This is a genomic window from Streptococcus pseudopneumoniae, from assembly GCF_001074565.1.
GTDB lineage: Bacteria > Bacillota > Bacilli > Lactobacillales > Streptococcaceae > Streptococcus > Streptococcus pseudopneumoniae_J.
In genome coordinates this window covers 96,099-107,322 of sequence record NZ_JUQX01000059.1, presented here as the reverse complement: position 1 = coordinate 107,322, position 11,224 = coordinate 96,099, and the positions used below count along the sequence as shown (strand labels likewise).

12 protein-coding genes are annotated in these 11,224 nt (G+C 32.4%); 1 reads left to right on the top strand and 11 read right to left on the bottom strand.

Annotated features, from left to right (window positions below; all coding sequences use genetic code 11):
• The coding region (locus tag ADI74_RS08925) for an IS3 family transposase (protein ID WP_049538392.1) at positions 1-277 on the top strand (277 nt) is incomplete at its 5' end.
• A 119-nt stretch (positions 278-396) separates the two neighbouring features.
• Here the strand turns inward: ADI74_RS08925 and pezT are convergent.
• From pezT to ADI74_RS11360, 11 genes are all read right to left on the bottom strand, one after another.
• The gene (gene pezT, locus ADI74_RS08920; RefSeq protein ID WP_049538391.1) at positions 397-1,167 is read right to left on the bottom strand and encodes a type II toxin-antitoxin system toxin PezT; all 771 of its coding nucleotides are present in this window, start codon (positions 1,165-1,167) and stop codon (positions 397-399) included.
• Positions 1,167-1,643, bottom strand: coding sequence for a type II toxin-antitoxin system antitoxin PezA (gene pezA / locus ADI74_RS08915; RefSeq protein WP_049538390.1), 477 nt, complete (start codon positions 1,641-1,643; stop codon positions 1,167-1,169). The genes pezT and pezA overlap by 1 nt, the downstream gene beginning before the upstream one ends.
• A gap of 69 nt (positions 1,644-1,712) precedes the next feature.
• A complete protein-coding gene (locus ADI74_RS08910; protein ID WP_049538389.1) occupies positions 1,713-1,985 on the bottom strand; it encodes a hypothetical protein in 273 nt (90 codons plus the stop codon).
• A 37-nt stretch (positions 1,986-2,022) separates the two neighbouring features.
• Positions 2,023-2,406, bottom strand: coding sequence for a DUF5945 family protein (locus ADI74_RS08905; RefSeq protein WP_049538388.1), 384 nt, complete (start codon positions 2,404-2,406; stop codon positions 2,023-2,025).
• On the bottom strand, positions 2,403-2,636 hold the full coding sequence (locus ADI74_RS08900) for a DUF5965 family protein (protein WP_000152419.1): 234 nt from the start codon (positions 2,634-2,636) through the stop codon (positions 2,403-2,405). Before ADI74_RS08900 ends, ADI74_RS08905 begins: the two co-directional genes overlap by 4 nt.
• Positions 2,637-2,686: 50 nt before the next feature.
• Positions 2,687-3,772, bottom strand: coding sequence for a toprim domain-containing protein (locus ADI74_RS08895; RefSeq protein WP_049538387.1), 1,086 nt, complete (start codon positions 3,770-3,772; stop codon positions 2,687-2,689).
• A 9-nt stretch (positions 3,773-3,781) separates the two neighbouring features.
• Positions 3,782-4,423: a hypothetical protein gene (locus ADI74_RS08890; RefSeq protein ID WP_049538386.1), complete on the bottom strand. Its 642-nt coding sequence runs from the start codon at positions 4,421-4,423 to the stop codon at positions 3,782-3,784.
• A gap of 109 nt (positions 4,424-4,532) precedes the next feature.
• Entirely contained in the window at positions 4,533-6,656 is a 2,124-nt protein-coding gene (locus ADI74_RS11005; RefSeq protein ID WP_048791722.1) for a peptidase domain-containing ABC transporter, read from the bottom strand.
• A 12-nt stretch (positions 6,657-6,668) separates the two neighbouring features.
• Positions 6,669-9,623: a type 2 lanthipeptide synthetase LanM gene (lanM, locus tag ADI74_RS08880; protein WP_048791723.1), complete on the bottom strand. Its 2,955-nt coding sequence runs from the start codon at positions 9,621-9,623 to the stop codon at positions 6,669-6,671.
• A 111-nt stretch (positions 9,624-9,734) separates the two neighbouring features.
• Complete coding sequence (locus ADI74_RS08875) at positions 9,735-10,331, bottom strand: response regulator transcription factor (RefSeq protein ID WP_048791724.1); 597 nt, start codon at positions 10,329-10,331, stop codon at positions 9,735-9,737.
• Positions 10,312-11,040 carry an ATP-binding protein gene (locus tag ADI74_RS11360; protein WP_239682820.1) on the bottom strand — a complete coding sequence of 243 codons (729 nt, stop codon included), beginning with the start codon at positions 11,038-11,040 and terminating at the stop codon, positions 10,312-10,314. The genes ADI74_RS08875 and ADI74_RS11360 overlap by 20 nt, the downstream gene beginning before the upstream one ends.
• Positions 11,041-11,224: the final 184 nt, after the last annotated feature.

Genomic DNA, 11,224 nt, shown 5'->3' with positions numbered 1-11,224 from the left:
GCAATACCAACACGATTCTTATCATCGGTTCCTAGAGAGTAAGGGAATTCAAGCATCCATATCACGCAAGGGCAACAGCCCAGACAATGGCATGATGGAGTCCTTCTCTGGCATTTTGAAATCCGAAATGTTTTATGATTATGAGAAGCACTTTAGGTCTTTAGGAGACCTTGAACAAGCTATTGTGGACTACATTGATTACTACAACAACAAACGAATCAAAGTCAAACTAAAAGGACTTAGCCCTGTGCAATACAGAACTAAATCCTTCGGATAAATTAATTGTCCAACTTTTGGGGGTCAATACAACTATGCGTTTTTTTGATTTTAAAAACTTTTCGCCCAGCTCAAAAACTAACAAAACTTATAAGTAGACTATATTTTAAAACTCATGATCTAACAATCATTTCGATTCGTTAAATCTTTCAATCTTTCTTCTCCTGATTTAAGCATCTCTTTCTCTACTTGATTCCATTCTCCAAATAGTAGATCATGAAGAACGGTTGCTGCTGAAGCTGTATTTTCTTTTGAATCATATACACAACTTCTATCTCGTTGATAAATTTGAATTCTTTCAAAGATAGCTAGTTCTTCCAATTGTCGTGTATTATCAACTAGATGATTTACAATGAAATCATGATGTTCTTTTGGAGTTGCGCGTGCTTGATTTGGATTGATAGCGTACAATTCTTCGTATCGGATAAGGGTGCTCAGATAGGACAATTCGGGCTTTGTTGCGATTATGGCTAATTGTACTTCATATCCCTTACTTTTCAAGTGTTGTGCTGTTTCCTTTGGAACATCAATTGTTCGTAAAGTTCCCTCTATCAAAAGATTGTATCCCAAATGACTCAATTCAGTTACTAAAGACTCTACCATTTTCCCTGCAAAATCTTTGGTGTATTCAACACTATCTTTGCCATATTCTTGCTGCAGTTCTAAATAGTGTGGATGCTGAGAACGAAAACTATCGCCATCTATGATAACAATATTTCCTTGAAATTCTTTCTGTTTAATACGATGAATTGTAGTCTTACCAGCACCACTTTGCCCTCCAAGTAAAATCGCTATAGGTTGCTTACTGGACTTTTTTCCTCTTGTCAGTGAGCGAATGTTCCTTGCTAAAGCCTGTTTAAATTGACTATCGGTATAATCTTGGATTCCCATTAGGCTGCCATCCGTTTTTCAGATATCTCTAACATACGTTCAATTCCATCCAAATAGCCGCTATATCTCTCTATTTCATCAAAAGCTTCTACTAAATAGATATTCGTATTAATCAAGTCAGATAGATCATCACTCATTAAAACCCAAGGATTAGATTCATCATGAACTCTAATTCCCTGACTATCTTGATAACGATAGAGTCGAGATAATAGAATAGCACCTCTTTCTTTCACAATTTCAATTTTTAAAGTCAATTCATAATCTTCAACAGGATTGAGCATTTTATCTTCTCCTACAATATCGACATAAGATACATTAAACTTCTGGCAGATGATATCTATTAGTTCAGTAGAGACTGAACTAGAGCCATTTTCATAACGACTCAAACTATTTCGAGAAATTCCTATAATTCGGGCAAATTCAGGTTGTGTTAAGTCATGTGATTTACGTAAGGATTTTATGTTCTTTCCAATCATGGCAAACTCCTTTTATTTGATACCACTATTATAACATTTAGAAAAAATAAATGCACCATTTTTGGTGCGTTATTGACTGTTTTTCCTAAATATCTCTAAATTCTTCTCCAATTGTTCCTTATGAAGTTGGTTCTTAGCTTCCTTTAATGTGTCGTCCAAAGTTTCTTCTCTGAAAGTTGCTTCTGTTTTTAGTTGTTCTGATTCTTGATCTGGAGTGAAAATGATATCTAACAGTCGATCTATTTTTTCAAGATCTTGGACAGACATATCAGATAGTCGATGAATTAGCTTCTTAAATATATCAGCATTGTCTTGATTTTTCTTAAAAAATTTTGTAAACATCTATAACCTCTCAAAAAAAGCAGCCTATCAGGACTGCTTAATGTAATTCGGAAATCGCATCATAAATGGACTGCAATTTCTTATTATCTTTATTCTTTGTGTCGATCAACGTATGTAGCTCTTCAATTTTCTTTTGACTACTTTGAATATCGCTATTGTTATCCGCAATAAGTCTTTTAAGATGTTGCTGATAACTTTTAGTGATATCTGTCTCTTTTCCTGTTCTAACCTCTGTAACTTTGGGTTTAGAACTAGAATTTGATTCCGTCACAGGTGCTTGTTTTCGCTTTTGAAAAGCTGCTTCATAATTTACATCATTACCTCCTTGATGATTTCCAAATAAGGCCGCAATTTTATCTGAATCCCCTTGATTTTCTGATTTACTTTCTAATGGTTGATTAAAATTCCAATCTTTTGTCATTCACTCATTTCATCCTTTCTAAATTCAGAATCATCGAATTGTCTTTCTTTACCAAAGGCATGGTCAAGAGCTTCTTCAAAACTCATGTGACTGATGCTTTGACGCCTTTTGAACGTCGCAAACATCGCTGTCTCCAGTTGTTCTTTGTAAGCAGCGAGTTTTTCTGTCTCTCTTGCTACCTTACTTTCTTGCCTAGTGACCTTTTCTTCTAAGCGTTCAATTATGGTCATATACGATCCTCCTTCATACTAATTTTAGCTAGAACATCTTGATTTTGTTATCACAATTCTAAACATTGAGAGGTTTGTCTTACTGGTGGATTTCCAAATGTCTCTTTTGCAGTCTCGATCATCAATTGTAAATCTGATTTCTTTTCTCTAAGGACATCATTCCAGTCTATTTTTTCTTTCCCAGATTCATTATCAGGCAAATCCAGTAAAACAGGAAAACCTGATCTAGATAACTTATCAGAAAAATCTTTACCTGCATCATCACAATCTACCGCCAGTGTCAATAAATCAGGATGATTATCAAAATAGGTAGTGGTATCACGAATTGTATTGAACAAAGGCAATAACTTTGAAGGTATTACTGTATCTAAAAATTCCAACTTCTGATTTTCTTCAGCTATCAGTCGTAAAGTTTGATAAGCGACAACAGACCTTTTTAATCCTTCCATAGATACCAAACGAACATCAGATAGATTTTGTTGATGAAGTTCGTAATAGCTCATCAAGTCGACGAACGATTCACAAAAGACCAGTCTATTTGGTTTACCAATATCAAAGGATATTCCAACATGTCCATGGCTTCCTTTTAGAATCGTTTTCAACCTCTCTCTTGGAAGAGAATGATTCTTATAAATCCCTTGTAAGCTTGCTGCCTGCAGTTTGTGACGATGATCAAAACTTTTAAAAACAATAACAGGTTCAACTGTTTCATTTGTTTTCCACATAGCTTCTGCTATCAAACCTTGTTGAATCATCTTTTGTATGATTTCTTCTGAAATTCCCCTACATTCTGTTAAGTAATATCTGGCCAGACTACAGTTAGAATCTTCTATTCTCTTTAAAGGATAATAAAATGGTCTCTCTCTTTTTTCTTGACCAGCTTCTTTTTGAAAAGGTTCTTCAGAAAGAAAAGCTAGAGCTTCTTTAAAAGAAATTCTCTTAACAAGTCGAACAAAATCAATGACATCACCTTGAATATCTCTTGAAAACCATTTAAAAGTATTGGTATTCGAAAAAATCCGGAATGAATCGTGTTCAGGATGTTCATAGACACTGCTAGAAACTTGTTTAAAGGAGATACCTAAACGACTTGCTACATCAAGAATTGAAATTTGCTTACATTCTTCTATTTCCATGTAATATCATCATTTTGTCGTAGTATTTGGTAGTGATGGAACTGATGATGATTCTTCTAAAGTTTTAGGAATTGCCTTATCTAAATCATCTAACCCAGATTTCCAAACCTGTACTTGATTGACTAATAACTTACCAGGTAGTTTAGAATAAGACAACTTAACAGTTCTAGTTTCTGTTTGGTTTGTCTTTGATTGGTTGGCATTCTTTAAATCAGATACATAGGTTACATTATAAGACACCATGGCAATGGCTTGATTCGTAGTCTGATTGACAAAGATATCAGCTTTTTCAAAATGATAATCCAAAATATAGTCCTTATACACTTGGTTCATGGCATCATTTTGACTTGTCAATTCTTGAGAATAAGCCGATTCAGTCATATAAGGTTGAATACGTGTATTATTTTCTCCTAGTTTTTCTTTCGTATAGTACTGTGTCAAAAATTCTTTTACAGTATCTGATGACAAAATACTTGCCTTATCTTCTGCTTGTTTGTCCTCTACAAGTTTAGCTGCAGCCAATTCAATCTCTTTACGACTTTGTTTAGCAGTCGAGTGTTGACCAACAGTATATCCCATCATGAGAATAAAGCTAGTTGCAGCCACTGCTCCAACACTAATTAAGGCTTTAGTTTTGACTTTATTTAACATCTTAGACCTTCTTTCTATAAAAACTAGGTCAAGAATAGCAGATAAATCTTGAAAAAAGTATCACAGAAGTAAAAATGCCACCCGAAGGTGGCCAATATATATTACAAATTTAGTAATCCGTCTGATAAAGTTTTTTATACAAACCATTTTTCATATTCAATAGTTCTGTATGACTTCCTTGTTCTACAATTTCTCCTTTATCCATTACAAAAATCTGGTTAGAATCGATAATGGTAGAAAGTCGATGTGCAATAACAATAATTGTAATATTTTGTTCTTTAAATTTCTGCATAATCTCTTTTTCATTAACATTATCTAGATAACTTGTGGCTTCATCTAAAAGTATTATTTTGGGTTTCTTAACTAGCGCTCTTGCTAAAATAATTCTCTGACGTTGCCCTCCTGACAGATTCATTCCCATTTCTGAAACTAAAGTATTATACCCCATGGGCATTTCCATAATTTCATCATGGATATTAACTAACTTACAAATTTTTGTCATTTCTTCCTCTGAGACTGAGATATCTCCAGCAATATTCTCATATATGGTTTTATTAAATAAAGTCATGTCTTGTGGGACAATGCCAATTTGTTGACGAAGATACTGTTTATCCAACAAATTATAATCTAAGTCATCAAATAAAATACTACCTGACGAGGCTGGAAATAAACCTATTAATAATTTGGAAAGTGTACTTTTACCTGACCCAGAAGAGCCAACAATTGCTACCTTCTCACCCTTCTTTATTTCAATAGACACATTAGAAAGTACTTTTTTACTATCTCTAGTATATGAAAATGAAACATTTTTAAGTGTGATTTCCCCATTTAAGTCGTGTTTCACTACACCATTTATCTCAGTTTCTTCACCTAAAATCTCTAAAATCCGAGATAAAAATGTTTTGCTATTGTAGAATGCTACAATTGTATCAAAAATACTATTAATCTTACCAAATAATAGAGATGACAAAGAATATACTGCAAAAATCCCACCTAACTTATTACCTAAATGATTATCTGGCAACAACATAATAAATAATAGGATAAATGGAGATATAAAAGTGATAATTGAAAATAACGAATTAACAACACTTGAGAACAATTCACTAGCTCTATATCTATAAAGATACTTATCTAAATAACCTTTCCATTGTTTAAACGTTCGAACTTCAAATCCTTCCATTTTTATTCCCATCATAGAATAAATCATTTCGATTTGTTTATTTTGGAGATCATTCTGAGCTATCACAAAAGATTTACTTTTTTGTTCCAAATTTTTTCTAGTCAATAGAAGCAACAACAAATTTACTACCACTAACATAAGAGCGATAATCGCCACGAAAAAATCAATATATAGAAAGTAAAACAAAATACAAATTACAAAACCAATATCTAATATTCCTAGTACAACCTGATTTGTAAATAATTGCCGAATTCTACCCAAACCATTTATAGAATAAATTAAATCACCACTACTTCTAGTAGAGAAAAATTTATATGGTAATTGAAACAAACGACCAATTACACTATTATTCAGTCTTTTATCTATATCGTTTGTCAGATTAATAGAAAGATATCTCTGACCGAGCATTATAATAAAGTATAGTAATGTAAAAATAATAAAATTGAGCGCTAAAATTGCTGGATTAAACTGATTGCCACCTGTGGCTTGATTTAATAGCTGTTGCGTCCATATAGGCAGAATAAAGCTAACCGCATAACTTACAAAAGTTAGAAATAACAGAGGTACAAAATAATGCCAAGATTGCCAAAGTTGCGCATAAATCTCTCCGTAATTCTCTTTTGATTTTTGTTTTATTACTCTATCACTACTAGAAATACTAATTAAAAATTCTGAGAAACCGGCTGAGAACTCATTTAAATCATATCTTAGTTTTCCGAGTTCAGGATCAATTACCCAAACAAATTTAGAAGTTACTTTTTCTACAACAACAAAATGCTTACTCTCCCACAATGCAATGGCTGGAACTTTTATCTGTTTATATACATCTGGTCTATCTTTTGGAAAACGGAATGATTTCACTTTAAATCCCATATTTTCTAACAGTTCAATTAAATTTTGAAAACTAGTTCCATCCCTCCCTGTTTCTTTTAGATTTCTCAGATCTTTAACGGAAATTTCGTGATTATAATAACTTGACACCATCGCAACACAGCATAATCCACACTCTGTTTTTTGGTGTTGTTCGATAAACGGGATGTTTCTTTTCATATCTAACCCCCATTAATTTAAAAGTAGTATATCATTTAATCTAGTCCTACTTTTTCTATCATTAGCCATCAATATTCCCATTTCTCCTGTCAAAATCCCCCAATCATCACATTCATAAGTTTCTTTATCCCAAAGATATGAGATACTTTCAGTAGCTATTCTATTTTCTATATCAACAGAATAGCCTAAAATAGAATCTAAAATGACTAGGTTCCCGATACTTCCATGACAGATTGAATTATCTAAAGTAGGATCTTGATTTAAAATTTTATTGGAATAATCTTGAACTTCGGTCTTTAAAAATTTGTCAGGAAATTCATTAGTTTCTAAATAGTTCTTAGCATTAACGATTCCCACAATACCATTACACCATGAATAATACTTGGCATTTTTTCTTAAAGGAAAACCTTTTTTTCCACATAGTAACGAACGCTCTTTGTCAAGATATTCTTTTATACAAGAAATAATGGAAGTTTTTACATCAGATTTGCATGTGTTAGATAAAGAATATCTATAAAGTTGCGTAATAATGCCATAATTACCATGAGCATATCCAGGATCATTTTCAATCCAAAAGCCATCTTTTTTATATTTTTCTAGTATTTTTTGAACTATACCTTCAGACAAATTCTGAGTCAACTCAGTTACCCGAGAACTATCGAGCATTGTTTTCTGGATTTTTATCAATACTCCTAAAATTCCTGCTAAACCACCTATTATATCTAAATTATCAATATTTCGTAGATGTCTAAATGTTGATGACAATGTTTCATATATAATCTCTTCGATATCTTCATCAAATAGAGTACCTTCTTCTCTCAACACACACAATGTATATAAGTATCCATATACACCAGTAAAAGCACCTAACTGGTGTACAGGGAAATTCCCTTGTAATTCTTTTATATAGTTATTGGTATAATTGATAACCCCAGGTAAAAGCGTCCGTAATCTAGTATCATCTATGCTTGTTATCCCCAAAATCATACCAGAAGTTCCACTGTATAGACTACAATCCATTGGATATATCTCATAGCTTTTATTCATAGCCACCATCGCTAACCAACTAGTCTCATTATTAAATTTAAATTTAGCTGATGAAATCCGATTGATTATTTTTGAAGTAATAGTTTCAGTATTCATGTGTTCTTCAGATACTCTAGATTTCTTTGGAAATAACTCGCTCCCCATAAAAGCCATATTTATAATTCGTTTTTGTCTGAGTAAATTATCATCTGATAAACTAGTTATTCTATTTAAAACCTTATTAACGATACTATGTCCGTCTAAAGCACAAATATATCGACCTAGTCCATTATGAATTTCATTGCTACTTGTATTCGCATAAAATATTGGAACATCACCTTTTCTAAGCTGGCAAACCTCATCTTTCATCATAACATTATCAAAAAGATTAGCAACATCACCATATTCAAATAAACGAAGCAAATACATTTCAAAATCATATTTATTTTTTAACAATTCTGGGTGATGGCTTGTTTCAAGAAATTGTACATAAATATTGGTATTTCGATAAATATATCTCGTCTCACAATTTTCAAAATATTTAACGATCATCCTAGAAACTATATTTCTATTTTGTAAAACAATTTTGTAAATAGTTTCAAATCCTCTTTGAACTTCGTTGAGGTAACTAGAACACGATACGTTTTTTCCTTTATATCTTACTGTGCTAGGGAAATCCCCGACTATTTTAAATACTTTTTCAATTCTAATTTCATCAGTCCCAACATTAGCCAGTTGATGGGATAAATAAGGTGATTCTCGCCTTTCACCTGAATTTAATGCTCCAATTTCCATTCCTTTGTCATTATTTACTGAATAAAGGTTCATTGGTAATATTCCCACACTATAAACTGAGTTAGTTACAAAATTATAAATATTTTGTGCATTTGAAGTGATATTTACAGGCTCACTGAAATGCAATATCGTCTCATTATCAATAAGATAAGGATGTTCTTGACAAGCTAAAATGTTTTCACCATGATAATCTTTAGCACCAAAAATATGTAAAAATGCTAAAAGTTTTCCCATATTTGTATAATAAGCTTCTACCTCCTGAAGTGAATTGCATTCTTTCTCTTCTATAAACTCTACAAAGCTATAAGAATCTTTACTCAGTGTTTTAGGGACGAATAATAATTCTGAAAGTCCAAAACGATGAGCAAATTCTTTAGAGAATAAGTTTAAATTAACATCGATAAACATATTTCTTGGTTTGTAAACTAGCTTTTTCTTAGTATTTAATTTAAGAATACAAACACTCTTACCATTAGAGTGAGTATCGCCAGCATTAAAATCAATACTCGATAATTTTAAATTCTTATAATTAAAATAACTTTCTAGGTCAATTAGGTTCTCTTCAAAATGGAGAATAATTTGTTCAATATAGTCTAAGACGTTAGAAATCTTCTTATCTAATAACTCAAACAAGACGGGATACTTTTTATAAAACTCCAATATATAATCTCTGTCCTTTAATAAAGTATTGATAAAATAATTGTATCTATTTTTACTATCTTCACCTTCTAAACGAGACGCTCTCCTTAAATCATTAATCTCTAAGACAACCGTTCTATAGCTCATATTCATACAAATTTCAAAAAATACTGATTCAATATCTAGAATAAATTCATTTGTATTGGTTATACATTGCGTTTTATTTAAAAAGCTAGATAATCGCTCTAAGTATTTAAAACAAATTGGTTTAAATAAATCTAGCCAATGAATACTTACTCTGAGCTTTTCCTGAGGGTTATATTCATCATATAAGATTGTTCCTAACTCTCGCTCAATATAATCTTTTCCACACTGCTCGTACTGAAGAAATTTTTCTTCCCAATCTTGTAGACTATCTCCAGAGGTAGTCTTTAAAAATTCATCTAACTGCTCATCATCTTCGATATTATTAAATAAACTTAACCATTTTTCAGATACAATAGACATAATGATCTCCTCCTTAATTACTAATAGATTATCAAATTTACCGTTTATTAGAATGAGTAATATGTGCAATTTTTGTAAATAAATTAAAAAAGCTGCATCTTCTGCAACTTTTTAATCTGGTGGAAAATAGCCCAACTGCTCAGCTATGTGAATCGCCTCCTGCCTGTTAGTCACTCCCAATTTTGAAAAGATATTGGCCAAGTGATTGGAAACTGTACGTTTACTCACATAGACCTTGTCACAGACATCATCAATGGTCAAGCCATTTCTAACCAGCTCTAGTATCTCGATTTCTCGTGGTGTTAGCACCTCTACCATCACTTCATCTGAAAAGACCTTACCACCTAGATAAATCTTTTCCAATTTTTTAACCAACTCATCTGGGTTCATACTTTTGTCCAGAAATCCATAAGCTCCCATAGCTTTAGCTCGGTGTTCATACATTTTTTTACTGTAACCTGTCAAAATCACAACCTTACTAGAACAACCATTGTCGATAATCTCTTGTGCCAAGGTCAGCCCATCATCTTGATACAGACTCGTCAGGTTGATGTCAATCAAAATAATGTCGTAGTCATTAAAAGCAATCTCCGAAATAGTCGAAAAATTATCCACTAACTGGACCTTTTTAATGTTTTCCGATAACTCTAAAATCATCTTGATACTTTGACTAAATAATTTATGATCATCAATTAACAAAATTCTCATAACACAACTCCTTATCAATCGGGAGAGTAATTTCTACACGAAATCTCTTATTATTTTCAAAAATCTGCATCTGTCCACCTAAAACACTAATTTTATTAAACATATTTTTCAAGCCATAACCTAAGGATTTTTCTGTTTGAAGGCAGTCATTTTCAGAAATTATAAAAATAGCGTCATCATGCACATCAATCTTCAAAGAAATCGTTCCACCACTAGCGTACTTAACGGCATTGGTCGCCAATTCCTCAACCAGACGATAGACAATTTTATCGTAAGGAGATAAAAGCCTAAAGTGGACAGGAAACTGTGTGACGACTTCATTTTCTGCGTGATAGCGCTTGACAATTCGATTAATCAGCCCTTGATACTGGATGTCTAACTGCTCGTCTGTTTCTACCATTGGCTGATAATAATCCATCCGCTCACGAATCCGCTGAACCAACTCCTCTGTCACCAGATTGATCTGTTCACCAAAAACTTGATTGCTACTATATTTATTGAAATTTTTTATTGCAATCACATTTTGCAGGATTTCATTGTGAAGAAATTCGGAGAACTGTTGTTCTGTGTCTTCATTTGCCAGCAGATTTTTCACCATACGGTTACGCTTTAAAAAGAGAACTTTTACATAATCCCTAGCATCTAGCATTTCAGCAGAACGAAAGAGGCGAATCAATTCTTCCGAACAAATCCCGAACAATAGTAACATGATATTCAAGACCAAAAAGCTCGTGTTTAAATCTAGACGAAAGATGATGAAAATACCTACTAACAAAAACATAACTAGTAAAAATAAGTGTGAAAAAGCTTTTATATAGGACAATTTTAACTCTGATACCTTTTTTTGAAGAGAGCTGATAATAGTTTTGAAGTGTAAAAAAACTAAGATGCCA